This window comes from Pseudooceanicola marinus, assembly GCF_020177265.1.
In the GTDB taxonomy this organism is placed as follows: domain Bacteria; phylum Pseudomonadota; class Alphaproteobacteria; order Rhodobacterales; family Rhodobacteraceae; genus Pseudooceanicola; species Pseudooceanicola marinus_A.
Window position 1 is genome coordinate 380,177 of sequence record NZ_JAIVMC010000003.1, and the last position, 24,313, is coordinate 404,489.

A 24,313-nucleotide genomic window follows, 5' to 3' on the forward strand; every position below is an offset into this window, starting at 1 on the left:
TGCCCATTGGGCGGCCCCCCTGCAAGTCAGACCATCATCTCTTTCGTGGCCGACAGGGTGATGTCCGGGTAATCCCGGTCCACCCGGTCGATGTCCCACTGCAGGCGCGTCAGGTAGACGACGTCGCCGTCATGGTCGTAGGAAATGTGCTGCTTGTTGGCGTTGACGAACTTGTCGACCGCCAGGCGGTCCCCCTTCACCCAGCGGGCGGAGGTGAACTGCGACGGCTCGAACCGCACCGGCAGGCCGTATTCCATCTCGATCCGGCTGCCCAGCACCTCGAACTGCAGTGCGCCCACGACACCGACGATGAAGCCGGAGCCGATGGCGGGCTTGAAGACCTTGGCGGCGCCTTCCTCGGCAAACTGCATCAGCGCCTTTTCCAGGTGCTTGGCCTTCATCGGGTCGCCCGCGCGGACGCTTTGCAGCAGTTCCGGTGCGAACGACGGGATGCCGCTGACGCGCAGCGCCTCGCCCTCGGTCAGAGTGTCGCCGATGCGCAGCTGCCCGTGGTTCGGAATGCCGATGATGTCGCCGGCCCAGGCCTCCTCGGCCAGTTCCCGGTCGGAGGCCAGGAAGAGCACGGGGTTGGAGATCGACATTGGCTTCTTGGTGCGCACATGGGTCAGCTTCATGCCGCGTTTGAAGTGGCCCGATGCCATGCGCAGGAAGGCCACCCGGTCGCGGTGCTTGGGGTCCATGTTGGCCTGCACCTTGAAGACGAAGCCCGCGACCTTGCTTTCCTCCGGCGCGATCTGGCGCGGCTCGGCCGCCTGAACCTGCGGCTCGGGGCCATAGGTGCCGATGCCCTCCATCAGTTCCTTCACTCCGAAGGAGTTGATCGCGGAGCCGAACCAGATCGGCGTCAGCGTCCCTTCCAGCAGGGCCTGGCGGTCCAGCGGCGGCAGCAGCTCGCGCGCCATCTCGACCTCTTCGCGGAGCTTCTCCAGCAGGTCGGCGGGGATGTGTTCATCCAGCTTGGGATCGTCCAGCCCGTCGATGCGGATGGATTCCGCCACCCGGTTGCGGTCGGCGCGGTCCATCAGCTCCAGCCGGTCGTTCAGCATGTCGTAACAGCCGAGGAAATCGCGGCCCATGCCGATGGGCCAGCTGGCCGGCGTCACGTCGATCGCCAGGTTTTCCTGGATCTCGTCGATGATGTCGAAAACCTCGCGGCTTTCGCGGTCCATCTTGTTGCAGAAGGTCAGGATCGGCAGGTCGCGCAACCGGCACACCTCGAACAGCTTCTGGGTCTGGCTTTCCACGCCCTTGGCCCCGTCGATCACCATGATCGCAGCGTCCACCGCCGTCAGGGTGCGATAGGTGTCTTCGGAGAAGTCGCTGTGGCCGGGGGTGTCCACCAGGTTGAAGCGGAATTCCTTGAAATCGAAGGACATGGCCGAGGCCGAAACGGAAATGCCCCGGTCCTTTTCCATCTGCATGAAGTCCGACCGCGTCCGCCGCGCCTCGCCCTTGGCGCGCACCTGGCCGGCCATCTGGATGGCGCCGCCGTAGAGCAGGAACTTCTCCGTCAGGGTCGTCTTCCCGGCATCCGGGTGAGAGATGATGGCGAAGGTCCGGCGCCGGGCGATCTCGGGCGGCAATTGGGGGCGGTTGGAAGCGGTATCGAGCATGTTGCGGCGTATATCAGGGATCGGAAAAAGGGCAAGCGCGCTGCGTGGCCGTGCGGCTGGCCGCCCATGGCTGGCGGCAGCGAAAGCCGGGGAGCGTGGTGCCTGCGGCGACTGCCGCGCAGATGAGTATTTGCGACAAGGTGAAGACAGGCGCGGGCGGCCGGGGCCGCCGGCATCCGTCGGATCCAACCGGCACGACGGAGCATCTTCTTCGGCGCCCCGGCCCGCCGGAGGCGCCCCTTCCCCCCATACGTTGGCCGGAAATACTCCGGGGGAGTCTCCGGCACGGAGACGGGGGCAGCGCCCCCACTTCCCGGGTCGTCAGTGGCGCCGGTCGGTGGGCGGCGTCACCCCGCGCAACGCGTCGCGCAGCAGCTCCAGAGCATCGGGGCGATCCAGCGTCTTGGGCGCCACCTCGAACCGCAGGTGCGCCTGGTCTGCATGGCGCGGCAGGGCGTTCTTCAGCACGCGGCCCAGTTCCGGGTCCAGCTCGGGCGGCAGGGCGGCCATGGTGCGGGTGTCCAGCAACAGGGTCTCGGCGGCGATGCCCTCGGCATAGATGATCTCGTGCCGGTCGAAGAGCAGCTGAAAGTAGTCCACGAAACCGCCGTCCTGGCGATAGATCGTCTCGCCATCGACCAGGTGACGGGCGCGCACCAGCACCTCCTTGCGGCCCAGGCCCAGCCGGTCCTGGCGTTGGTAGATGAACAGCCGGTGTTCGGGGCTGACCACCAGGTCGTTGCTGTTCGACAGGGCACCGGCCTTGATGACGATGGGGGCAAACTCGCCCGTCGCGCGGTGGGTCTGGTGGCCGATCCAGCGGATCTCCTGCGGGCCGTCGTCGCGGGTCAGCACCCGGTCACCGACCTGCAGGTCCTCGATGGCGCGCTGCGCCCCCGAGGCCATGGTGATCATCGTGCCCCGGGTGAAGGAGACACAGCCCACCTCGGCGAACTTGCGCGGTGCGCCCTGGCGGTCGATGCCGACCAGCCGGTAGTCGTGGCGCGGTATCAGCGGCGCCAGGGGGAGGGCGTAAACCTCGTCCACGTCGCCCTCGTCATCCACCGCGACCAGCACCAGCACCTCGGTCGTCTCGCCGTCCGGGGACATGAAAATCAGACAGCTGTCGAGGTGCAGCGCCTGGCCCGCCGCGCCGGTGGGCGAGCCGGCTGCCACCTGCATGGCGCCATCGGCCCGCATCTCCACCATCATCCGGGCCTGCAGGGCGCGGCCATCGAACCAGTAGATGTCATCCGGCACCAGGTCGTCGGCAAAGGACAGGGCATCGCCCTCGTTGACGCCATGGACGACTTCGAGCGCGGCGGATAGAAACACCGGGATGGCGGTAGCCGGTTGGCTGGGCAGGTTGGTCATGGCGTTCAGGTTACCTCCGGTCTCGGTCCTGCCGAAAGGCCTAAGCGGCGATTGTGGCGGGATACGGGCGAGTAACGGATCATTTCGCGGAAAGTTTCCAGTTGGTTAACCGCAATTGGGTCGGCTGCCGCAGCACAGGAGGACGACGACATGGATCTGGGAATCAAGGGAAAACGCGCGTTGGTCACCGCCTCGTCCAAGGGCCTGGGGCGCGGTTGCGCCCTGGCGCTGGCCGAGGCGGGCGTGGATCTGGTGCTGAACGCGCGCGGCGCCGAGGCGCTGGAGGCGACGGCGGAGGAGATCCGCACCTCCTACGGGGTCGAGGTCACGGCGGTGGCCGCCGACATCGTCAGCGAAGCGGGCCGCGCCCAGGTGCTGGAAGCCGCGGGTCAGGTGGACATCCTGGTGACCAACGCCGGCGGCCCGCCCCCCGGCATGTGGACCGACTGGGAGCGTGAGGATTTCATCAAGGCGCTGGATGCCAACATGCTGACGCCGATCGCGCTGATGAAGGCACAGCTGCCCGGCATGATCGACCAGGGCTGGGGCCGGGTGGTCAATATCACCTCGCAATCGGTGAAATCCCCGATCGGCGTGCTGGGCCTGTCGAACTCGGCCCGCGCCGGCCTGACCGGCTATGTCGCCGGCACCGCGCGTCAGGTGGCGCCGCATGGCGTGGTCATCAACAACCTGCTGCCCGGCATCCATGACACCGACCGCGCGGCTTCGCTGGACGGCGCGGTGGTGAAACAGCAGGGCATCACCATGGAAGAGGCCCGCGAGGCCCGCATGGCGAACATCCCGGCGCATGCCTATGGCACGGCCGAGGCCTTCGGCCAGACCTGCGCCTTCATGTGCTCCGCCCATGCGGCCTTCATGATCGGGCAGAACGTGCTGCTGGACGGCGGCGCCTTCAACTCGACCTTCTGAGGTCTGAGGCGATCTGCCCCGCCTTGCGCGGGCCAGCCCGTCCCGCCCGCGATTGCGCGGGCCGGGGCGGGCTGCTATTGGGGCGGAACCTGACGTAATCCATCGGAAAAGAGCCAAAGTGCCCGAGCAGCAGACCCCGCGCCTGGAGATCCGCAACCTCTGCCGGTCCTACGACGGGCGCGCGGTGGTGCAGGATGTCTCGCTGTCGGTAATGCCGGGGCAGGTGACCTGCCTGCTGGGGCCATCTGGCTGCGGCAAGTCCACCACGCTGCGGATGATCGCCGGTGTCGAGATGCAGGACAGCGGCACCATCCATGTGGACGGCAGCCTGATCTGCGACACGCAGTTCCGTATCCCGCCCGAACGGCGCCGGATCGGCCTGATGTTCCAGGATTTCGCCCTGTTTCCCCATCTGACCGTAGCGCAGAACGTCGCCTTCGGCCTCGACGGCGGCAAGGCCGAACAGCGCGCCCGTGTGGAGGAGCTGCTGACCCGTGTCGACCTGATGCGCCACATCGACAGCTACCCGCACCACCTGTCGGGCGGCGAACAGCAGCGGGTGGCCCTGGCCCGGGCTCTGGCGCCGAAGCCGCGCGTGATGCTGATGGACGAACCCTTCTCCGGTCTCGACAACCGGCTGCGGGACGAGATTCGGGACGAGACGCTGGACGTGCTGAAGGAAGAAGGCGCCGCCGTCCTGCTGGTCACCCATGAGCCGGACGAGGCGATGCGCATGGCCGATGAGATCGCGCTGATGCGCGGGGGGCGGATCGTGCAGCAGGGCGCGCCCTACAACATCTACAACGCTCCGCGCGACAAGGCGGCGGTAGCTTTCTTCAGTGACATCAATGTCATACGGGGCACTGTTCAGGGGGCGTTGACGGAAACGCCCTTCGGTCGCTTCCTGGCGCCGGGCCAGCCCGATGGCGCCGAGGTGGAGATCGTGATCCGCCCGCAGCACCTGCGCATCGATTTCGACCGCAGCGGCCAGGGACCTCTGCCCACGGCGGAACATGGCACCCCGGCGCGCGGCGTCGTGCAGCGTGCCCGATTCATGGGCAACGAATCCCTGGTGGAATTCCGCATGGATCACGACGGTTCGGTGCTGAAGGCCACGGTGCCCAATGTCTTCCTGCCCAAACCGGGCAAGGCGCTGTGGCTGACGATCCGCCGCGACCGCTGCTTCGTCTTTCCCGCGGGGCAGGGCTAGGGCCTCCGCCGCCCCCAAGGCATATGGCGCGCGAAAACGCACGCTGGCTCAAAAATCCGGGTGGGGCGTGCATTGGTTCTTTCAACCCGCCGCGCGAGATATTAGATAGTCTACCACCAAGGAGGCGAGGCCTCCGATCCAGGGGAGAGCTGCAAAATGCTGAACAACATCGGTCCCATGGGCCTTCTGCTCATCGCCGTCGTGGTGCTGGTCCTCTTCGGACGTGGCAAGATTTCCTCGCTCATGGGCGAAGTCGGCAAGGGCATCACCGCCTTCAAGAAGGGCGTGAGCGACAGCACCGAAGAGCTCGAAGAGCAGAAGTCGACCGAGGCGCGCGACGTGACGCCGGAAGAAACCAAGGACAAGGCCTGATCACGGCATGTTCGGAATGGGCGGCACGGAGATCCTGCTGGTCGGGATCGTAGCCTTGATCGTGGTCGGACCGAAGGAATTGCCGGGGCTGTTTCGCTCCGTCGGGCAGTTCGTCGGCAAGGCCCGGGGCATGGCGCGTGAGTTTTCGCGCGCCATGGAAGATGCGGCCGACCAGTCGGGCATGAAGGACGCCACCGACAGCCTGAAAGGTGCCAGCAACAGCCTGAAGGGCCTGTCGAATCCGAAGAAATACGGGCTCGACAAGGTGAAACAGGCGGCCAACCCGTTGAAGTGGGAAGAGGGCAGCGAAACCGCCAAGCTGGCGGCGGAGCGGGCCGAGGCCGCCAAGAAGATCCACGAGTCCACAGCAAAGGCCGCGCAGACGCGCCTGGACGCCGAGGCCGCCGCCGCGAGCGAGACCGCCAAGACGACCACCGGTCAGGGACTGGCCGTGCCGGAGCTGCCCAAGGCCCCCGTGCCTGCGCCCAAGGCGCTGCGCATCGACCCGGAGCCCGCCGCGCCCGCCCAGGCCGACGGCCTGCGCCAGACCGCCGGTCAACGGGCCGCAGGGGCCGCGCGCAAGCCCGTTCCCGCGCAGCCGCGCCGCAATCAGAAGGCCGGTGTCGCCGCCGCCCGCCGCCGCCCCGTCCGCAAGGGCTGAGGCGCATTGACGAGGAACCCCATCCATGGCTGACCAGATCGAGCAGGACGAGCTTGAAGACAGCTCCGCGCCGCTGATCGAACACCTGGCGGAGCTGCGCACGCGGCTGATCCGCTGCGTGCTGGCCTTTGTCGTGGCCATGGTGCTGTGCTTCTCCATCGGGGGGCAGCTTCTGGATTTCCTGCTGGTGCCGATCGAGAAGACGATGCGCGCGCTCGGCAACCCGAACCCGGTGATGCAGTACACCGCGCCGCAGGAATACTTCTTCACCCTGGTGCGGATCTCGATGGTGGGTGGCCTCGTGCTGGCCTTCCCGATCATCGGTCACCAGATGTGGCGCTTCGTGGCGCCCGGTCTCTACAAGAACGAGAAATCGGCTTTCCTGCCCTTCCTCATCGCCTCGCCGGTGCTGTTCCTGATGGGCGCGGCCTTCGCGCAGTATGTCGTGGTGCCGATGGCGATGGCCTTCTTCCTGGGCTTCGCCGACGTGCCGTCGCTGGTCGCTGCGCTGGCCTCCGGGGCGGGGGACCTGGGCGAGGCGGTGGAAAGCACCGGCATCGACATCGTGTTCAACGGCAAGGTCAACGAAAGCCTCGACATCACGCTGAAGATGATCGTGGCCTTCGGGCTCTGCTTCCAGCTGCCCGTGCTGCTGACCCTGATGGGCAAGGCCGGCCTGGTCAGCGCCGAGGGCCTGAAGGACGTGCGCAAATACGCCATCGTCGGCATCCTGGTGCTCGCCGCCCTGGTGACGCCCCCCGATGTGGTGACGCAGGTCGTCCTCTTCGTCGTGGTCTATGGCCTCTACGAGATCTCCATCTGGCTGGTCCAGCGGGTCGAGAAGAAGCGCGAGGCCTATCTGAAGGCCGAGGGGCTGTGGGATGAGGACATCCACGGCAAGGGCGCGGATGACGACGACGAGGTCGAAGAGACCAAGTAAACGGTCGAGGGGGACGCATGAGCGAGGATCTGACGCGCATTGCCGCGGCGCTGGAACGCATGGCGCCCGCGCCGTTGGAGGCCCCCGATCTCGACAGTGCCGATGCCTTCGTCTGGCACACCGCGCCGGAACGGTTGGAACCCATTGCGCAAGTGTCCCGCGTGGACCTGTCGCTGCTTTTGGGCATCAACCGGTCGCGTGACACCCTGCTGGCCAACACCCTGCAATTCGCCCGTGGTTATGGCGCCAACAACGCGCTTCTCTGGGGCGCGCGCGGGATGGGAAAATCGTCGCTGGTGAAGGCGGTCCATGCCGAGGTGCTGCGCCAGGGCCTGGACCTGAAGATCATCGAGCTGCAACGCGAGGATCTGCCCTCGGTCAGTCGCCTGCTGTCGCTTCTGGCGGGCAGCGATCATCGTTTCCTGCTGTTCTGCGACGACCTGTCGTTTTCCCATGACGACCAGCATTACAAGTCGCTGAAGGCCGTGCTGGATGGCGGCATCGCCGGGCGCCCCGAGAACGTGCTGTTCTACGCCACCTCCAACCGCCGCCACCTGATGCCCCGCGACATGATCGAGAATGAACGCAGCTCGGCCATCAACCCGGGCGAGGCGGTCGAGGAAAAGGTCTCGCTGTCGGACCGGTTCGGCCTCTGGCTGGGCTTCCATCCCTGCGACCAGGACGAATACCTGGCGATGATCGACGGCTATTGCGCGGCCCACGGGCTGACCGTCGACCCGGACAGGCTGCGCGCCGAGGCAATCGAATGGCAGGCGACGCGCGGCGGGCGCTCGGGCCGGGTGGCCTGGCAGTTCTTCCTCGACCTGGCGGGGCGGCACGGCGTCGCGGTGCGCTGAGACCCCTGGACAGTTGACGCAGGGCAGGGCGCGCGGCACCCTTCCCCCGACTGCCCCGTATGGGGCCGGACCCGGGGGATCCCATGCTGCGCCTGTTCTTTGTCTTTCTGTTGATGGCTCTGGCCGTGCCCGCGCTGGCGCAGCCCCTGATGAAGAACTTCGCCGAAGTGGCCGTGCGCGGCGAGGTGGCGCCCGAGGCCAGCGCCAATTCCTACGCCCTGATCATCGCCAATTCCGCCTATCACGACGAGGCGATCAGCGACCTGGCGGTCACCGCCAATGATGCCCGCGCCATGGAAAAGCTGTTCCTGGGCATGGGCTATCCGGCGGGCAACGTGGCGCTGCTGGAAAACCTCGACCGCGACCGGCTGGAGGAGGAGGTGCTTCTGTTCGCAGGCCGCCTGCGTCCCGATGCGACGGTGGTGGTCTACTACTCGGGCCACGGGCTGACCTTCGAGGGGGATCCGCAGAACTACCTGGTGCCGGTGGACATGGATCCGAACGTCGGCACCACCGCCGTCGCCCTGCGCCAGCAGATATTCAAGCGCCGCGCGCTGCCGCTGGAAAGCGCGGTTCTGGACATTCTGAAATCGGTGGACCCGGCGGGGATCGTGGTCTTCTACGACGCCTGCCGCAATGCACCCTTTGCCGTCGATCCCAATGCCCGCAAGAGCGTCGGCGGCGGCGACAGTTTCGTGCCGGCCCGGGTCGACGGCACGGCGATCTTCTATTCCGCCAAGCGCGGGCAGGAAAGCATCGCGAAGCTGGCCGGTGACGGGGATGAGGTGAACCTGTCGCTCTACACCCGCGTGCTGGTCAGCGAGCTGTCGGCCAATCCCGCCATCCGACTGCGCGACCTGCATCCCGTTCTGAACGGTCGCGTGGCCGCCCTGGCGCGCGAAGGCACCAACGGCAGCCGCAGCCAGGACCCGTCGATGGAGCAGGAGCTGGACTATTCCCGCGCCCCCCGTCGTGAGTTCTGCCTGGCCTCCGTCCTGCGCGGCGGCGAGGCGGTCTGTACCGGGCCGGAGGCGCAGCCGACGGCCCAGGTCACGGCCCCGGCGGCCATGCCCGATGTCGAGGCGGCCTTCTGGGCCGAGATGCGCGCCCGGCACACGGCCTTCCACTATCGCCAGTACCTGCAAAGCTATCCCGAGGGCCCCCATGCCGCAGAGGCGCGGCAGCTGATTTCCCTGCTGGAGGCCGAGGCGGCCAATGCGGACATGCTGCGCGATTGGCAGGCGGCACAGCAGATGGATGAGCCGGAAGGCTATCGGCATTTCATCAGCCGCTATCCCGACACGGCCCAGGCGCGCCTGGCCGAGCAGTTCATCACGCTGCGCGAGGCGGAAATGGCACGGGTCGCCGACGCCGGTGCCTGGGATGCGGCGCAGCGTATCGGCACGGTGGAGGCCTACCGTGAGTATCTGGCGGCGTTCCCGGAGGGCAGTTTCCGTGCCGCCGCCCGGGATCGGATCGAGGCGCTGACCCCGCGCTTTCGGGTCTGCTACGTGGACGACGTGCGTCCGCCCGATGCCTGGTTGTCCCTGCGCACCGCGCCGACCCGGGGGCAGACGATTGCGAACATGCCCTCCGGCACGGCGATGGAAATGCTGGGCCCGGTGCAGGGGGACTGGCACCAGGTGCGCACGGCCTATGGCACCGGCTGGGTCAGCTGGAAGGTGGCGCGCTGGATCCGCTGCTAGGGCCGGGGGCGTCTAGTTGCCCGACAGCATCTGCGCGATGCGCAGCGCGTAGCGATCGGTCATGCCGGAGGTGAAATCGGCCAGCCCGTGCAATGCGGTTTCCGGGCTGTCGACCTCCGACAGGTCCAGCGACAGTGCCCGGCGCAGCTGTTCCATCGGACCGGAGAGCCGGTCGGCCTGCCAGTCCTTCGCCGCCAGCTCCTCGTAGACCGGCAGCACGCCGGTCAGCACGTTCTGCACGATGCGGCGGCCCGAAACCTCCAGCTCCGTCTTGCGCGGCGAGGTGAAGAGACGGTTGCGCGCCAGGCGCTTGATCGCGGCAAACTCCGCCGCGCGGTCCGAGGCGTCGATCAGCGCCTTCGGGAACTGCCCGGCCATGATGGCGTCGTAGTGCCGGTCGAAGGCCTCGACACAGGCGGTGACGGCGGCACCGATGGCCACGGCGCGCAGTGTGGCGACGTGGTCGGCCTCGCTCTGGTCCGGGCGGCGGTTCTTGGGCGTGCCGCCGATCAGCGCCTCCAGCGGCGCGCGGACCTCATCATAGCGCAGGTCGCGGGTGGTGAACCCGTCTTCCAGGTCGACGATGTTGTAGCAGATGTCATCGGCCGCCTCGACCACCAGAACCAGCGGGTGACGCCGCCACCAGGGCGCCTGTGGCAACCCCTCGCGCGGCAGGCCGAGGGTTTCGGCCACATCGGCGAAATAGGCCGCCTCGGTGGAGAAGACGCCGAATTTCTTCAGCCCGTCATAGCTGCCGCGCGTGCCCTCGGGCAGGGCGGCGCGGGTGGCGGCGGTCAGCGGATACTTGGTGAAGGCGCCCAGCACGGCCTTCGACAGGCGCATGCCGCCGCGACCGCGGTACATTTCCAGCCGGGTCAGGATGCGGAAGCCCTGGGCGTTGCCCTCGAACGCCGTGAACTCGTCCCGCAGACCGGCGTCCAGATCACCGCAGAGGCCCGTGCCCGTGTCGAACCGTTCGGCGAACCAGTCGCCGATGCTTTCCTCGCCGGAGTGGCCGAAGGGCGGGTTGCCGATGTCATGGGCCGCGCAGGCCGCCTGCACCACGTTGGCCAGGGTGTATTCCTCGCCCGACGCCAGCGCGCCTCGTTCGACCAGGCGTTCGCCGATGCGCATCGACAGCGACCGGCCAACGCTGGCCACCTCGATCGAGTGGATCAGCCGGTGGTGGATATGATCATGCTGGTAAAGCGGGTGGACCTGGGTCTTGTTCGCCAGCCGGCGGAAGGGCTCGGAAAAGACGATCCGGTCGTAGTCCTGCACGAAGACGGATCGTCCCGGCGTGCCCCGGTAGCCGTCGTCGCCCAGCCGTTGTGCCGACAGAAGCCGTTCCCAATCCATTGCCCGCGCCTTTGCTTCTTGCTGCGTCCAGTTCGCCGAAGGGCATGGCCGCCGTCAGGCGACCGTGCCCGCCGGTCAGGGCAGGTAGTCCTTGGGATCCACGGTCTCCAGGCCGCGCCGCACCTCGAAGTGCAGGTAGGCGTCGGAGCCGGAGGGCAGCGTGGCGATCTGCTGGCCGCGGCTGACGCTGTCGCCCTTGGCGACGGAGATGCCGGCGATGTTGGAATAGAGGCTGAGCAGGTTGTCGTCGTGTTTGACCACGATGACCGAACGCTGGTCGGTGTCCTCGATGATCGCCGCGACCGAGCCGTTGCCGGCGGCTTTCACCGGCGTGCCGGGGTCGGCGGCCAGGTCGATGCCGTCGCTGCGGCCCTTCTCGTAGTCGCGGATGATGCGCCCGCGCAGCGGGTAGTCGAAGGTGGTCGTTGCCGGGGCCTGTTCCGACGACAGGTCGGGGGCCAGATCCTCGCGCGCCTCGGCTGCCTGTTGCTGCGCCTGCTGCTGCGACGGCGGGGTCTCTTCCGGCAGGGGCTGCGAGGCGGAGGGCGGCACGGGGGTCGCCGATCCGGTGCCCGGTTCCTCGACCGCAGGGGCGCGGTTGGCAGGGCTGCCGTCTTCGGCCACCAGCGGGATCAGCAGGTACTGGCCTTCGCGGATGGTGAACTGGCTGTCCAGCCCGTTCCAGTCCGACAGGGCCCGCACCGACACGCCGTAGAGGCGGGCGATGGTATAGGCCGTCTCGCCCCGCTGGACGCGGTGACGGATGGGTTCGTTGCCGACCTGGCGGGCGGGCTCGCCCGGGGTGGCGGGGGGCAGGGTGGCCACCGAGACCTCGTTGCCCGACGCGCGGTCGATGGCGGAGCCGGCCATGGCCGAGATGTCGACCGCGCCGGGGTTCATGATCGGGCCGGTGCCGGAGGCGCCGGTGGCGGGCGAGGGTTCGGCCACGCGCGTCGGCAGGGCCAGGATCTCGCCATCGCGCAGGCGGCTGTCGACCTCCAGCCCGTTGTAGCGGGCCAGTTCCGCCGGGTCGGTCCCGATGCGCAGGGCCACGTCGCCCACGCGATCATCGCGCCGGGCCACGACGACCTGGTAGTTCGGGTAGGAAATGATGCCGCGGTTGTCGGGGCTGGGCCGGGGGGCGGCTGCATTCAGCGCGGCGTCCCGCGTCGAGAAGGTGTCGAACCCGCTGCGCAGGTCGCTGTCGAAGGTGCATCCGGCCGCAACGGCCAGCAGGCAGGTGGCCGCGAGAAGGCGGGCCGGGCTGCGTTTCTGTCCGGTCATCTGTTCGATCCTCATCCGTGCGCCCCTGGCGGGGCCTGTCCCCTCCGGTCTGCGGCCGGAGTATCGCGGGCCTTTGGGCCCATGGCGCCGGCTGGCTCCGGCGGCGGTGTCGGGGCCCGTCTGCGGAACCCCGGTTGTTCAGTCCTTGCCCATCCCCTCGACCAGCGGCACGAAACGGACGGGGCGCAATTCGTCGTAGTCGAGGCCCGTCTCCGTCTTGCGCACGCGGATCAGGCTTTGCACGTGGTCCGACTGGCCCACGGGCAGGACCATGATACCGCCGGGCTTCAGCTGAGCCAAGAGCGGCCCCGGCGGGTCTTCGGCGGCGGCGGTCACGAGAATGCGATCAAAGGGCGCGTGGTCCGGCAGCCCGAAGGAGCCATCGGCGGCGAAGGTGGTGACGTTGACCAGCCCGAGGGCGTCGATCACCTTCTTCGCCTCGCGCACCAGGCGCGGGTGGCGGTCGACGGTGTAGACGCGGCGCGCCAGGTGCGACAGCACGGCCGCCTGGTAGCCGGATCCGGTGCCCACCTCCAGCACCTTGTCGCGCGGCTGCACGTCCAGGGCCTGGGTCATCAAGGCGACGACGGAGGGCTGCGAGATGGTCTGGCCGCAGGCAATCGGCAGCGGCATGTCTTCATAGGCGCGATCGGCGAAGAGGCCGCGGATGAAGGCGCCGCGGTCGACCTTCTCCATGGCCTCCAGCACGCGTTTGTCGGTGACCCCGCGGGAACGGAGCGCGAAGAGGAACTGCATCTTTCTTTCCGCGGTGGAAATGTCGTTGTCGCTCATGCGGGTGGGCCGGCGGTGCGGCGCTCTCCTCTTGTCGGCGTGGGGCACGGTCGGCAGAGGATCGCCCAAACCGGGCCGCAGGAAAAGGGGGGCTGGCCTATTCGATGGCGCGAAGACCCTCCAGCAGGTCGTGGGCAGTCAGATCCGCCCGCATCGGCGTCACCGAGATGTAGCCGGCCATGTTGGCATCCACGTCGCCGCCCGGGGTGGCCGGGCTGTGCTGGTCGCCACCCTTGGCCCAGAGGAAGCGACGGCCCGAAGGCGAGGTGTCGGGGATGACGGAAAACCGCGTTTCGGGGCGGTAGCCCTGGGGCACGACCCGCACGCCCTTCACGCCGGCGGCGGGCTGGGCGGGGAAGTTGATGTTGTAGAAGGTGTTGTAGCTGCCCGAGACGGGGTCGTGCTGCGCCAGAACCTTGCGCACCACCTCGGCGCCGTGCTGGGCTGCGGCCTCGAAGGGGTCGTCGAGCTGGTAGTTGGCGGGGCCGTAGTACTGCGACAGGGCCATGGCTGTCAGCCCCTGCAGCGCGCCTTCCATGGCGCCGCCCAGGGTGCCGGAATAGACCGCGTTCTCGCCCGAGTTGTTGCCCCGGTTCACGCCCGACAGCACCAAGTCGATGGTCTGACCGGCCAGCACGTCATGGACGCCGGCCAGCACGCAGTCGGCGGGCGAGCCTTCGGCGGCGAAGCGGCGCGGGCCCATTTCCGAGATCATCGTGGGATGGGCGTAGGAGATGCAGTGGGCGACGCCCGACTGTTCGAAGGCAGGCGCGACGACCCAGACCTCGCCCTCGGGGCCGGCGAGCTCCGCCGCGATGCCTTCCAGCACCTTCAGCCCCGGCGCGTTGATACCGTCGTCGTTGGTGATGAGAATGCGCATGCCTGTGCTCCTGCCCCTGTCCGCCTGGTTCGCGCCCTGCATAGGGGAGGGGGGGCAGAGGGGCAAGCGGTCGTGGCGGCGGCGCTGGCGGGCCCGTGGCCCGGGCGCGACAGGCCGGGGCGGGCGTGGCCCTGGCGAGGGCGGGGGCTCTGCCCCCTTGGGCCCGGGCGGGCTCAATTCCCCCCCCTGGGGATATTTTGAGCCATCAAATAGACAGGGGCGGGGCGCGTCAGGGTCGTGAGGTGCCCAGTGGCCGGAGGGACGTCAGGCGATCTCGGCCAGCAGGCGACGTGCCTCGGCGCCGGGATCGGCCAGGGGCGCGCGGTCTTCGCCGGGGAAGAAACGGGCGCGGGTGGCCGTGGGCATGGGGTTCGGGGTCATGACATGGACGCGAGGACCAGTGTTCACAGTCTCCGCCGCCCAGGAACGGGCCATGGCGATCTGCGCGGCCTTGGTGGCGCCATAAGAGGCGAAGAATTTCGCCGCCGGCGCCCCCGGGTCGTCGAAGAACAGCGCCTGGCCGTCGCGCCCGAGCAGGGGCGCGATATAGGGCACCAAGTGTCCCATGGCGCTGACGTTGGTGGCCACCGACTTCGACCAGTCCTTTGAATCCACATGCGAGGCGGGCGTCAGCGGCGCCGCGTGGATCGCCGTATGGGCCCAGATCGAGAGCGTGCCCCAGCGGTCGTAGATCGACCGGCAGAGCTGGGCCATGGCCTCGGGCAGGCAGATGTCCATCGGCGCCAGGGTGGCCGAGCCGCCGATGCCCTTGATCCGGTCGTCGAGCTCTTCCAGCCCGCCGACGGTGCGCGCCACGGCGACGACATGGTGATCGCGCGCCAGTTCCAGCGCGAGCGCCGCGCCGAGGCCACGGGAGGCGCCGGTCACCAGCGCGACGGAGGTCTTTTCGGTCTGTTCCATGCGCCGGGGTGTGCGGCTTTTGCGGGCGTCGGTCAAGAGGGCGCGCGGGTCGGGGCCTGCGGCGGATTGCGCCTCAGCCGCCGGGGACGAGCAGGCGGTAGGTCTTGCCGCGTTGCAGGACGTGCACCACGCCGGGCGCGATGGCGGCGACCTGCAGCCCGGCCACCTCGTCGCCCGGGCGGGCGCGGGCGATCTCGCCGCCGGGCAGGCGCAGCAGGGCTTCGGGGACGGGTTTGCCGGTCAGGGTGCCGATGAGGGACAGTTCGCGCATCGGCAGGCTGTCGGGTTGGGTGGCGGTGGCCGCCGGATCCCGGGGGGCGTCGGTCATTCAGGCTCTCCAGTACTTGCGAGAGGAGGTCCTGACACGGGGCACGGGCGATGCAAAGAGGTCCCGCGTCCCCCCGCCGGGGCATCGGCGGCGGGACGCCCGGAGGCCTTGTTTTACAGGCGGCAGCTTGCCTGCCGGGCGCGGGTCCAGCGCTCAGTCGGCGGAGAGCTGCGCGCGGATGTCGTGATCCGTCGCAGCGTAGAGGTCGAGGAGCTGATCGAAGGAAATGCCCTCGTCCTGCGCCTCGGCCAGGGGGCCATCGGTCGCCACCAGCAGCGGCCGCGCGCCCTCTCCGCCGGGTTGCAGCTCGACCTCGGCGCCGAGGCTGCCTGGGAAAAGCGGCAGGTCGTTGGCCAGCTGCCCGGTGCCGGGCACGAAGGGCGCGCCGTCGGTGATGTGATCGAGGTAGCCGTAGAAGGTTTCCGCGCCGACCTCGACCCAGGGCGCGATGAACAGAGTATCATCGGCGCCCCGGATCGGCAGCGGCAGGATGACGTGCAGGAAGCGGCTGTCGCCCAGGCGGCACAGTTCCGGCGCCAGTCGGTCGGGGCCGGCGACGACCTCGGGCGCCTCCTCGGTGGGTTCGGCGTGGGGCCAGGCGGCGGGCATGTCGAAGCCGATGTCGAAGACGCCGCCGAACTTGTCCTGGAGGCGGCGCCAGCGGGCGTCGAGAGCGAGGAGAGACATGGGCGGGTCCTTTCGTTTGAGCCTGTGTAGCAGGGGGGCTGGCAGGATCAACTGTTGCGGCGGGGGGCCTGTTCCATTGCGGCCGCGGAGACGGCGACACACATGGGGCGTAACCGCTTTACAGGGTATGAGACCCCCGGCTAACGTCATGCCATGACGGACGTGAGAGACTTTTGCGAAGCCGAGGTTGACCTGGGAGAGGGCGTGACGTGGGAACGCCGCTCGATTGACGATGTCCTCGAACTTGATGTCAGGCCGAGACTGCGCTGCCCGGAATGCCATGGGCAACTGAGAGCCCACAAGGCAGGCACAACGGGGCAGCGCGCACATTTCGAGCATCGAACGGGGCATGTCGGTTGCTCGTCAAAGCCCGGGACCTTCTGCGGAACGCGCTCGTTGCACCCGGACGCTTTGCAATAATCTCCGCGTAGAAGACGCGGCTCGTTGGTGGTCGCCGACGGCTATTCAAACACCTCCCGTCAGACGCCCAAAGAAAAAGGCAGCCCGGAGGCTGCCTTTCATGATGGATCTGACTGACGCGCCTTACTCGGCGGCCTTCAGCTGGAAGCCCTTCTCGATCTGGTCGGAGGGCGCCACCGGATATTCGCCGGAGAAACAGGCGTCGCAATACTGCGGGCAGCTGTTGTCGCGGCCCGCGGCCTCGCCCGCGGCACGGTAGAGACCGTCCAGCGAGATGAACTTCAGGCTGTCCACCTGCAGGTGGTCGCGCATCTCCTCCTCGGACATGGTCGCGGCCAGCAGCTTCTCCCGTTCCGGCGTGTCGACGCCGTAGAAGCAGGGCCAGGCCGTCGGCGGAGAGGCGATGCGGAAGTGCACCTCGGCCGCGCCGGCGTCCAGGATCATCTCCTTGATCTTGCGCGAGGTCGTGCCGCGCACCACCGAGTCGTCGACCAGGATCACCCGCTTGCCCTTGATCAGCGCACGGTTGACGTTCAGCTTCAGCCGGACGCCCATGTTGCGGATCTGCTCGGTCGGTTCGATGAAGGTCCGGCCCATGTACTGGTTGCGGATGATCCCCATGGCATAGGGGATCCCGCTTTCCTGGCTGAAGCCGATGGCGGCCGGAGTGCCGCTGTCAGGCACGGGGCAAACCAGATCGGCCTCGACCGGGGCCTCGCGGGCCAGTTCCACGCCGATCTGGCGGCGGGTTTCATAGACCGACCGGCCGCCGATGATCGAATCGGGGCGGGAGAAATAGACATGCTCGAAGATGCAGAACTTCGACGGCTGCGGGCGGAAGGGCATGCGGCTTTCGACGCGGCCATCCTCGGTGATGATGACCATCTCGCCCGGGGCCACTTCGCGCACCAGTTCGGCGCCGATGATGTCCAGCGCGCAGGTTTCCGAGCTGAGGCAGTAGGCATCGCCCACCCGGCCCAGCACCAGCGGCCGCACGCCCAGCGGGTCGCGCACGCCGATCAGCTTGGTCCGGGTCATGGCGATGACGGAAAAGGCGCCTTCGACCCGGCGCAGGGCATCTTCCATGCGGCTAGGGATGTCCTTCTGCAGCGAGCGGGCCATCAGGTGAATGATGCATTCGCTGTCCGAGGAGGACTGGAAGATCGAGCCGCGCTCGATCAGCTCGCGGCGCAGGGCCTCGGCGTTGGTGATGTTACCGTTATGGGCAATCGCTGCGCCGCCGCGGGAAAACTCGCCGAAGAAGGGCTGCACGTCGCGGATCACCGCGGCCTTCTTGCCGGCGGTGGAGTAGCGCACGTGGCCGATGGCCAGCGGCCCCGGCAGCGTCTGCATCACGTCCTGGGAGGTGAAGTTGTCGCGCACGTAGCCGAAGCGGCGGGCGGAGTTGAAGCCGAACTCGGGGTGGTGGCAGACGATGCCGCCGGCTTCCTGGCCGCGGTGCTGCAACGCGTGCAGGCCGAGGGCGACAAAGTTGGCCGCGTCGGTCACCCCGGTCATGCCGAAGATGCCGCATTCCTCCTTCAGCTTGTCGTCGTCGAAGGGGTGGGCGTGAAACCGTTTCTGGGCGGCAAGCGAGGCGGGGGGCGCGTTACGGGCGGCCTTGGTCATCTGTGCGACGTCCTGGGCTGAGGGCTTGGGCTGCAAGGGAGATGCTCCGAATCCGGTCATTCCGTCGCGCCCCTCTTACGCCGGGTGACGCGCAGTGTCACGAAAGGATCACATGGAATCTTGTGTCAGTCCATGTCGGGACGATCACGACAGGGATCAAGGGGCAGAATGTGACCTTTGCCGGGCCGCTCGGGGCCTCAGCCCTCGACGGCGGTGCAGGTGGAGGCCAGCTCTTCGTACTTGGTGGTGATCCAGCCGAGGGCGCGCTCGGGGTCTTCGCTCTCGATCTTGTTGGTCAGCTTGTCGAAGACCACGGCCGAGCGCGAGTCGTCGACCATCGGCACCGCCTGGCTGGTCAGCATCGTCTTGTAGACGAAGAAAGCCAGTGCCACGAGCAGGACGCCGCGCGCCACGCCGAACAGGAACCCGGCCGCCTGGTCGATGCCGCCGAGGAAGCTGCGCTGCACCACCGAGGCGAAGGCCGGGGTGAAGAGCGAGGCCACGGCCAGCGCCAGGGCGAAGATCACGCCGAAGGCCGCGATGATGGTCAATTCGCAGCTGTCGCCCAGGTATTCCCCGATCACCGGGATTTCCTTCATCAGCGGCTGCAGCTGCGGCGCGAAGACGAAGGCCACGACGGCGGCGACGATCCAGCCCAGAATGGCCAGGGCTTCGCGGACCATGCCGCGCGAATAGGCCAGGATGGCCGACAGCAGGATGACCGCCGCGACGATTCCGTCGATCAGAGTGAAACCTTCCATACGCCCGCGTCCCCGCCTTGCTATTCCTGAGCGGGACCGCCTTTGGCGAACGATCCCAGGGTGTTAACGCCTCATCCGGCGCCGAAAACCTCTCCGACGAAGCTGGTCAGATCGCTCATTTGCATCAGACGCAGCCCCTGATCGCCGCCGGGCTTTCCCCCGGCAGGGGCGATCGCGGACGAGAAACCAAGTTTCGCCGCCTCTTTCAACCTGTTTTCGGTCTGGCCCACGGGCCGCAGCGCGCCGGAGAGCGAAATCTCTCCGAAAACCACGCAGTCGGCGGGCAGGGCGCTGTCCTCGCGGGCGGACAGAAGGGCCGCCGCAACAGCCAGATCCGCGGCCGGTTCGCTGACCTTCATGCCGCCGGCGACGTTGAGGTAGACATCGAGCCCCGCGAAGGGGATGCCGCAGCGCGCCTCCAGCACGGCCAGGATGGTGGCCAGCCGCCCGCCGTCCCAGCCCACGGTCGACCGCCGCGCCTGGCTGTGCGGCGAGGGCGCGACCAGCGCCTGGATCTCCACCAGAACGGGCCGCGTGCCCTCGATGCCCGCGAAGACGACCGAGCCGGAGCTGGGCTGACCGCGCTCGCCCATGAAGAGGGCAGAGGGGTTGGACACCTCGCTGAGGCCGCCGCCGGTCATCTCGAAGACGCCGATCTCGTCGGCGGGGCCGAAACGGTTCTTCACCGCGCGCAGGATGCGGAACTGGTGGCCGCGCTCGCCCTCGAAATAAAGCACGGTATCGACCATGTGTTCGACCACGCGGGGGCCGGCGATCTGACCTTCCTTGGTGACGTGGCCCACCAGGATGACGGCGGCACCGCGTCGCTTCGCGAAGGTCGTCAGCTCATGCGCGGCGGCGCGCACCTGGCTGACCGAGCCGGGGGCGCTGTCGACGGTGTCGGACCACATGGTCTGGATCGAATCGATGATGACCAGATCTGGCCGTTCGTCGTCCAACGTGGTCAGGATGTCGCGCAGCGCGGTGTCGGCGCCCAATTTCACCGGCGCGTTTTCCAGGCCCAGCCGGGCCGCGCGCATGCGCACCTGGGCTGAGGCTTCCTCGCCCGAGATATAGAAGGTTTTCAGGCCCTTGTTGGCAAAAGCTGATGCGGCCTGAAGCAGCAGGGTGGACTTGCCGATGCCCGGATCCCCGCCCACCAGAACGGCAGAGGCCGGAACCAGGCCGCCGCCCAGAACGCGGTCCAGCTCATCCAGGCCGGACGAGGTGCGCGGCGGCGGAGTTTCCCGCGCCGACAGGTCGGTCAGCGCGACCTTCTGGCCGCGCATCGACCCCAGCCCCTTGCCCTTGGGGCCAGTGGACAGGGGCACGTCCTCGGTGATCGAGTTCCAGGCGCCGCAGGCCTCGCAGCGGCCCGACCACTTGGGGAAGGAGGCGCCGCATTCGGAGCAGGAGAAAGTGGTGATGGGTTTTGCCATGCCCCGGTTCTGCCCGAGCGGCGGCGGCCGGGCAAGGGGCGATGTGAACAAAAGGGGATCGCCGCGCGCCTTGCTGGCTTTCTTGCGCCCGCTCCCGGCTTGTCCTCGCCGACGGTATCCCGGGGGCGGGCTCCCGCCGTCAGCCGCGCGGCCCGCCCACGGGGCCGAGGAGCCAGGCCCAGCCGAGCAGGCCTATCAGGGCGACCAGCAGCACGATCGTCATGACATCGGCCACCCGCCAGCGGGCATGCGGCAGGTTGCGCGCCCAGTCCCACAGAACCGAGACCGCCAGACCCAGGGTGATCAGCGTGCCGAGCGGCGGTTGCAGCGCCGCCGGGCGCAGGCCCAGGGTCCAGCTGACGGCCCAGAGCACCCAGAGAACCCCGGCGATCAGCCCCAGGCGGAAGCCGTCGCCTGATTCATGCGCCTGCAGCCGCTGCCACAGGGAGATCGCCGCCAGGATGGGGATGGTCCAGATCAGCAGGGCCGCCGCCCAGCCCCAGCCGTTCAGGGCGCCTTCGGTCAGACCGGGAAGATGCATCCGGGGACTCCCTTCGTCACGTGCAGGTCACGCCCTTGGTAGCGCCAACACCGCCCCGGGAAAAGGCGACAGCGCCGCACAGCCCGCCCGAAGGTCAGCGCAGGGCGGCGATCGGCCCGGTGGCAGAGCCGGTGATGAACTGTTCGACGTAAGGATCGCCGGAGGCGTCCAGCTCGGCCACCGGGCCGGACCAGCGGATCTTGCCCCCGTGCAGCATGGCCACCTCGTCCGCGATGGCGCGGACCGATCCCATGTCGTGCGTGATGGTCAGGGCGGTGGCGCCCATCTCGGCGGTGATCTCGCGGATCAGGTCGTCGATGACGCCGGCCATGATCGGGTCGAGCCCGGTGGTCGGCTCGTCGAAGAAGATGATCTGCGGCTCGGCCGCGATGGCGCGGGCCAGGCCCACGCGTTTCTGCATGCCGCCGGACAGCTCTGCCGGGAACTTGTCGGCCACGTCCGGCGACAGGCCGACGCGGCGCAGCTTTTCTATGGCGATCTCGCGCGCCTCGGCCTTGGGGCGTTTCAGCGCGCCGCGCAGCAGGCGGAAGGCGACGTTCTGCCAGACCGGCAGGCTGTCGAACAGCGCGGCGCCCTGGAACAGCATGCCGAAGCGGGCCAGAAAGGCATCGCGGTCGCCCTTGGTCGCGTCCTGGCCATCCACCAGGATGCGCCCGCCGTCGGGCGTTTCCAGCCCGAGAATACATTTCAGCAGCACCGACTTGCCGCTGCCCGAGCCGCCGATGATGACCATCGACCGGCCCTGCGGCACGGTCAGGTCGACGCCGGCCAGCACCTTGTGGGGGCCAAAGCTTTTCTGCAGGTTTTCCAGCTGGATCATACCGAGAAGAAGACCCCCGTCAGGATGAAGTTCGCGGTCAGGATCAGCACCGAGGCGCTTTCGACCGAGGACTTGGTGGCCTCGCCCACGCCTTGCGCGCCACGGCCCGACCGCATGCCCGCGTAGCAGCCCATCAGGGTGGAGATGAAGCCGAAGGCCACGCCCTTCACCAGCGAGGAGATCACGTCGAGCGGTTCGAGGAAATCCCAGGTGTTGCGGATGTAGACCGCCGGGTTGAAGCCCAGGGATTTCACGCCGACGGTGAAGCCGCCAAGGATGCCGATCACGTCGCCCAGCCCCACCAGGAGAGGGACCACGATCAGCCCGGCCAGCACGCGCGGCACGGTGAGGTATTTCATCGGGTGGGTCGAGAGGGTCACCAGGGCGTCGATCTGTTCGGTGACCTTCATTGTGGCGATCTCGGCCGCGATCGAGGAGGTTACGCGCGCCGCGATCATCAGGCCGACCAGAACCGGGCCCAGTTCGCGCACCATGCCAAGCGCCACGATCTGCGGCACCACCGCCTGGGCGTCGAAGCGCGAGCCGCCGGCGTAGATCTGAAGCGCCAGCGCGCCGCCGGTGAAGAAGGCGGTCATGCCCACCACCGGCAGCGACAGCCAGCCGATACTGCCAAGCGCCACGACGAACTCGCGCCCGTAGAAGGGCGGGGTCAGCAGGTGGCGGAAGAACGACAAGGCGAACAGCGTCACCCGGCCGATCATGGCCAGCAGACCCAGGACGGCCCCGCCGAGGCCCGCGAGGGCGCGGACGGGAAGGGAGGGGGCGTCGCGCATCAGGCCGCGGCGCCGGTGAAGCTGCGCGCGTAGCGGCCACCCAGCGAGGTCAGGATCTCGTAGCCGATGGTGCCTTCGTTGGCGGCCAGCCGGTCCACGCCCTGAACGTCGTTGAGAAGCGCCAGGTAGTCGGGTACTTCGGTCAGCGCGGTCACGTCGACGGTGATCAGGTCCATCGAGATGCGACCCACCAGGGGGCAGGCGGTGTCGCCCGCGTAAAGCATCGTGCCCGGGGCCATCAGCCGGTGAAGGCCGTCGGCATAGCCCGCGGCGACGGTGGCGATGGTCGACGGGCGGTCCGCCACCCAGGCATTGCCGTAGCCCACCGACTCGCCCGGTTCGATCTGGCGGGTCTGGATGACGGGCAGGTCCAGGTGCACCACCGGCCTGGCGTCGGCATAGGGCAGGCCGCCGTACATGCCGCAGCCGGCGCGGGTCACCTGGAAGTGATAGTCGGGACCGTTGATGATGCCCCCCGTGGCGGCCAGCGAGCAGGGCGCCTCGACGCCCGCGACCATCTCGCGGAAACAGTTCAGCTGCTGGCGATTCATCGGATGCTCTGGCTCATCCGCGCAGGCCAGGTGCGACATCACCAGAACTGGGTCCAGCGCCAGCGCCTCATCGCGCAGGGCGGCCCAGTCGGCGGGCTCCAGCCCCAGACGGTTCATCCCGCTGTCTAGCTGGATGCCGAAGGGCGCCTCGGGCAGGGCCTCGCGGTGGCGGCGGAACTGCTCGACCGAATTCAGCATCGGCGTCAGCCCGGCCTGCGCCAGCAGGGCGGTATCGCCATCCATATGGCCCGAAAAGACATGGATCGCCGGCCCGTCGCCGAGCGCCTGGCGCACGGCCAGGCCCTCTTCGGCGGCGGCGACGAAGAAGGTGCGCGCGCCGGCTTCGGCGAGGGCGCGGGATACGGGCGCGGCGCCGAGCCCGTATCCGTTGGCTTTGACGACGGCGCCGGTTTCGACAGCCGGCGCGGACATGGCGTCGAGCGCGCGCCAGTTGGCCCGGAGCGCGTCGAGATCGATGAGGAGACGAGAGGTGGTCATGCCCCTTTTCTTGATCCGACCGCCGGGCAGAGGCAAGGGGAAAAGCCGCGTCCCCCGTCGATGGCGCGGCTGGGCAGACGGCGCACAGGGGGGCTTGGTTTCCCCAGGGTCACCTGTCTTGGCCGCTAAGTCACCACAATTTTCCCCAAATTCAGCCCCGGGCAGGTTCTACGACTTTCGTCTAGGGACTGTATGTGTGTGGCCGGCTGCCGGTCGTCAGAATGATAGAGACAGTATGTTAAAGAATTTCAGAAAGCCCGCGACCGATGTCCGCCCGCGGCGGATCGTGCCGCAAGCCAAGAAGCCGACGGTGCAGGACACCTCCGACACCTGGGTCGAGGTCCCCAAGGACTACACGGCAGCGGCCAAGTGGACCCCCAGTATCGGCGAATATTTTCCCAACTTCTCCGGGATCTCGACGGAAGGGCGCATCACCTTCCACCCCTATGTCAGCGGGCGCTGGACGATCTTCTTCAGCATCGCCGACGCTTTCTCGGAAACCTGCACGCGCGAGCTTTGCGCGCTGGCGCCGGTGCAGGATGACCTGCGTCGCGAAGGCGTGCGGCTCATCGGCGTGGCCCGCAACCCGGTCGAGGAACTGGACCGCTGGCGGGACGAGATTCACCTGCGCAGCGGCCACAGGGTGAGCATTCCGATCATCGCCGACACCGACGGTATCCTGACCAACACCTTCGGCATGATCCACCCGCTTCAGGCGGAGGCCTCGGCGATCCGCAAGACGATCATCATCGACCCCAACCTGCGGGTTAGCATGCTGTTCGAATATCCCCTCTATATCTCGCGTTCGATGGAAGAGACGCTGCGCACGCTGGACGCCGCGCGGGGCTTCTACGAGGAGCAGGACGCCGTGATCGGCGGCTACTAGGCGACACCACGATCTGCC

Annotated in this window: 24 protein-coding genes; 8 read left to right on the top strand and 16 right to left on the bottom strand. The window is 68.1% G+C overall.

Going from position 1 to position 24,313, the window contains the following annotated elements:
• Positions 1–26: 26 nt before the first annotated feature.
• Both LC066_RS06385 and LC066_RS06390 read right to left on the bottom strand, forming a co-directional pair.
• Positions 27–1,634, bottom strand: coding sequence for a peptide chain release factor 3 (locus LC066_RS06385; RefSeq protein ID WP_222477018.1), 1,608 nt, complete (start codon positions 1,632–1,634; stop codon positions 27–29).
• A gap of 321 nt (positions 1,635–1,955) precedes the next feature.
• Positions 1,956–3,008, bottom strand: a complete 1,053-nt coding sequence (locus tag LC066_RS06390; RefSeq protein WP_224897302.1) for a Hint domain-containing protein — start codon at positions 3,006–3,008, stop codon at positions 1,956–1,958.
• Between the two features lie 150 nt (positions 3,009–3,158).
• Between LC066_RS06390 and LC066_RS06395 the strand changes: the two genes are divergently transcribed.
• The 7 genes from LC066_RS06395 to LC066_RS06425 all read left to right on the top strand — a co-directional run bounded on the left by LC066_RS06395 (position 3,159) and on the right by LC066_RS06425 (position 9,684).
• Complete coding sequence (locus LC066_RS06395; protein WP_224897304.1) at positions 3,159–3,938, top strand: SDR family oxidoreductase; 780 nt, start codon at positions 3,159–3,161, stop codon at positions 3,936–3,938.
• 118 nt (positions 3,939–4,056) lie between these two features.
• The gene (locus LC066_RS06400; protein WP_222477023.1) at positions 4,057–5,148 is read left to right on the top strand and encodes an ABC transporter ATP-binding protein; all 1,092 of its coding nucleotides are present in this window, start codon (positions 4,057–4,059) and stop codon (positions 5,146–5,148) included.
• 156 nt (positions 5,149–5,304) lie between these two features.
• Entirely contained in the window at positions 5,305–5,520 is a 216-nt protein-coding gene (tatA, locus tag LC066_RS06405) for a twin-arginine translocase TatA/TatE family subunit (protein ID WP_222477025.1), read from the top strand.
• 7 nt (positions 5,521–5,527) lie between these two features.
• On the top strand, positions 5,528–6,181 hold the full coding sequence (gene tatB, locus LC066_RS06410; protein WP_224897306.1) for a Sec-independent protein translocase protein TatB: 654 nt from the start codon (positions 5,528–5,530) through the stop codon (positions 6,179–6,181).
• Between the two features lie 25 nt (positions 6,182–6,206).
• On the top strand, positions 6,207–7,121 hold the full coding sequence (gene tatC / locus LC066_RS06415; RefSeq protein WP_224897308.1) for a twin-arginine translocase subunit TatC: 915 nt from the start codon (positions 6,207–6,209) through the stop codon (positions 7,119–7,121).
• A 17-nt stretch (positions 7,122–7,138) separates the two neighbouring features.
• Positions 7,139–7,978 carry an ATP-binding protein gene (locus LC066_RS06420; protein ID WP_224897310.1) on the top strand — a complete coding sequence of 280 codons (840 nt, stop codon included), beginning with the start codon at positions 7,139–7,141 and terminating at the stop codon, positions 7,976–7,978.
• Positions 7,979–8,061: 83 nt separating this feature from the next.
• Positions 8,062–9,684, top strand: coding sequence for a caspase family protein (locus LC066_RS06425; protein WP_224897312.1), 1,623 nt, complete (start codon positions 8,062–8,064; stop codon positions 9,682–9,684).
• A gap of 12 nt (positions 9,685–9,696) precedes the next feature.
• Here the strand turns inward: LC066_RS06425 and dgt are convergent, their stop codons facing one another.
• The 14 genes from dgt to alr form a co-directional block, all read right to left on the bottom strand.
• Positions 9,697–11,043: a dGTP triphosphohydrolase gene (gene dgt / locus LC066_RS06430; protein WP_224897314.1), complete on the bottom strand. Its 1,347-nt coding sequence runs from the start codon at positions 11,041–11,043 to the stop codon at positions 9,697–9,699.
• Between the two features lie 75 nt (positions 11,044–11,118).
• Complete coding sequence (locus LC066_RS06435) at positions 11,119–12,327, bottom strand: M23 family metallopeptidase (protein ID WP_224897316.1); 1,209 nt, start codon at positions 12,325–12,327, stop codon at positions 11,119–11,121.
• 138 nt (positions 12,328–12,465) lie between these two features.
• Positions 12,466–13,119, bottom strand: coding sequence for a protein-L-isoaspartate(D-aspartate) O-methyltransferase (locus LC066_RS06440; protein WP_224897318.1), 654 nt, complete (start codon positions 13,117–13,119; stop codon positions 12,466–12,468).
• Between the two features lie 97 nt (positions 13,120–13,216).
• The gene (surE, locus tag LC066_RS06445; RefSeq protein WP_224897320.1) at positions 13,217–13,999 is read right to left on the bottom strand and encodes a 5'/3'-nucleotidase SurE; all 783 of its coding nucleotides are present in this window, start codon (positions 13,997–13,999) and stop codon (positions 13,217–13,219) included.
• Between the two features lie 264 nt (positions 14,000–14,263).
• Complete coding sequence (locus tag LC066_RS06450; protein ID WP_224897323.1) at positions 14,264–14,920, bottom strand: SDR family NAD(P)-dependent oxidoreductase; 657 nt, start codon at positions 14,918–14,920, stop codon at positions 14,264–14,266.
• Between the two features lie 73 nt (positions 14,921–14,993).
• A complete protein-coding gene (locus tag LC066_RS06455; RefSeq protein WP_222477040.1) occupies positions 14,994–15,248 on the bottom strand; it encodes a pilus assembly protein PilP in 255 nt (84 codons plus the stop codon).
• Between the two features lie 153 nt (positions 15,249–15,401).
• Positions 15,402–15,935, bottom strand: a complete 534-nt coding sequence (locus LC066_RS06460; RefSeq protein ID WP_222477043.1) for a DUF2199 domain-containing protein — start codon at positions 15,933–15,935, stop codon at positions 15,402–15,404.
• A gap of 543 nt (positions 15,936–16,478) precedes the next feature.
• Positions 16,479–17,984, bottom strand: coding sequence for an amidophosphoribosyltransferase (gene purF, locus LC066_RS06465; protein WP_224897325.1), 1,506 nt, complete (start codon positions 17,982–17,984; stop codon positions 16,479–16,481).
• Between the two features lie 197 nt (positions 17,985–18,181).
• Positions 18,182–18,745, bottom strand: a complete 564-nt coding sequence (locus LC066_RS06470) for a CvpA family protein (RefSeq protein WP_222477045.1) — start codon at positions 18,743–18,745, stop codon at positions 18,182–18,184.
• Positions 18,746–18,816: 71 nt separating this feature from the next.
• The gene (gene radA, locus LC066_RS06475; protein WP_224897326.1) at positions 18,817–20,184 is read right to left on the bottom strand and encodes a DNA repair protein RadA; all 1,368 of its coding nucleotides are present in this window, start codon (positions 20,182–20,184) and stop codon (positions 18,817–18,819) included.
• 139 nt (positions 20,185–20,323) lie between these two features.
• Positions 20,324–20,725 carry a hypothetical protein gene (locus tag LC066_RS06480; RefSeq protein WP_222477050.1) on the bottom strand — a complete coding sequence of 134 codons (402 nt, stop codon included), beginning with the start codon at positions 20,723–20,725 and terminating at the stop codon, positions 20,324–20,326.
• Between the two features lie 94 nt (positions 20,726–20,819).
• Positions 20,820–21,566, bottom strand: coding sequence for an ABC transporter ATP-binding protein (locus LC066_RS06485; protein ID WP_224897328.1), 747 nt, complete (start codon positions 21,564–21,566; stop codon positions 20,820–20,822).
• A complete protein-coding gene (locus LC066_RS06490) occupies positions 21,563–22,360 on the bottom strand; it encodes an ABC transporter permease (protein WP_222477058.1) in 798 nt (265 codons plus the stop codon). Before LC066_RS06490 ends, LC066_RS06485 begins: the two co-directional genes overlap by 4 nt.
• Positions 22,360–23,409, bottom strand: a complete 1,050-nt coding sequence (gene alr / locus LC066_RS06495; protein ID WP_224897331.1) for an alanine racemase — start codon at positions 23,407–23,409, stop codon at positions 22,360–22,362. The genes LC066_RS06490 and alr overlap by 1 nt, the downstream gene beginning before the upstream one ends.
• 286 nt (positions 23,410–23,695) lie before the next feature.
• Here alr and LC066_RS06500 point away from each other — a divergent pair, with 286 nt between their 5' ends.
• Complete coding sequence (locus LC066_RS06500) at positions 23,696–24,295, top strand: redoxin domain-containing protein (protein WP_224897333.1); 600 nt, start codon at positions 23,696–23,698, stop codon at positions 24,293–24,295.
• Positions 24,296–24,313: the final 18 nt, after the last annotated feature.